This window comes from Rheinheimera pacifica (assembly GCF_024809855.1).
Taxonomy (GTDB): domain Bacteria; phylum Pseudomonadota; class Gammaproteobacteria; order Enterobacterales; family Alteromonadaceae; genus Alishewanella; species Alishewanella pacifica_A.
On the sequence record NZ_JANUEM010000034.1, the window covers coordinates 1 to 1,239 of the forward strand.

Annotated in this window: 1 protein-coding gene; it reads right to left on the reverse strand. The window is 47.5% G+C overall.

Translation table 11 applies throughout. The features are described 5' to 3' along the window. Positions 1-16 precede the first annotated feature (16 nt). Positions 17-1,179 (reverse strand): IS3 family transposase gene (locus M2404_RS20240; RefSeq protein ID WP_259241821.1). Its coding sequence is split into 2 segments (ribosomal slippage): positions 17-924 and positions 924-1,179, totalling 1,164 coding nucleotides; the frame shifts between segments, so codons are not numbered across the junction. Positions 1,180-1,239 lie beyond the last annotated feature (60 nt).

Below are 1,239 nucleotides of genomic sequence, written 5' to 3' on the forward strand. Positions count from 1 at the left end.
TGGACTTCCCCTAATTTCATAGACACTCATTAACCTCGTTGAGATTAGCTTTTTCCTCATAATCTGCCGGTGATAACTGCCCTAAATGACTGTGTCTGCGCCGACGGTTATAAAATACCTCGATGTACTCAAAAATGTCACTACGTGCTTCATCGCGAGTATTATAAATCCTGCGTTTAATCTGCTCTTTTTTCAGTGAGCTGAAGAAGGATTCTGCAACCGCATTATCCCAGCAGTTACCGCGCCGACTCATACTGGCGGAGAGTTTGTGCGTATCCAGGAACCTTTTCCATTCATCACTGCTAAACTGCGAGCCTTGGTCAGAATGGATGATGACCGACTGTTTCGGCTTTCTGCGCCAAACTGCCATTAACAGCGCATCCAACACAATCTCCTTGGCCAGTGTGGCTTTCATTGACCAACCAATGACCCGGCGAGAATACAGATCTAGTACTACGGCCAGATATAAAAAGCCCTTGTAGGTCCTGATATAGGTGATATCAGTTACCCAAGCTTTATTTGGCTCGTCATAAGTAAACTCACGCTGTAATTGGTTCTTTGCCGGTACTGCGGGTTTACCCGCACGATAACGTGGTGCTTTATAACCACGAATGGCTTTGAGGCCAGTCAGATTCATCAAGCGGGCGACACGGTTTTCTGAACAGGTTTCACCGGCTTCACGTAAGTCAACGTGGATGCGTGGGCTGCCATAAATGCCACCGCTTTCGAGCCATGACTCTTTAATCAGTGCCGTTAAACGCTGGTTCTCACGCGCCCGGTTTGATTCAGGCTGCTTAAGCCACTGATAGTAACCGCTGTGATGCACGCGCAGTGTCGCGCACATCAACCGCACAGGATGGCAGTTCTGGTTGTCGCGGATAAAGGCATACCTTAACTGAACTGCTTGGCAAAGTATGCGGCGGCCTTTTTTAGGATGTCGCGTTCTTCTTCAGCCCGTTTTAAAGCAGCCTTTAGTTTGGCATTTTCAGCGGCTAAATCCTGTTGCTGCGTCACTACAGGATCTGGATTAGTGACTTGCTTGTGCTGTTTCAGCCAGTTGTACAAGCTGTTATCTGACACGCCTAAGCGCTCTGAGACATCCTTAACGGAATAACCACGTTCGGTGATTTGTTTGATTGCTTCGGCTTTGAATTCTGATGTAAAACGTTGCTTGGACATGGTGCCCTCCTAAAGTTGTATTCTAACCTAAGGAGTGTCTAGTGTTTTAGGGGAAGTCCA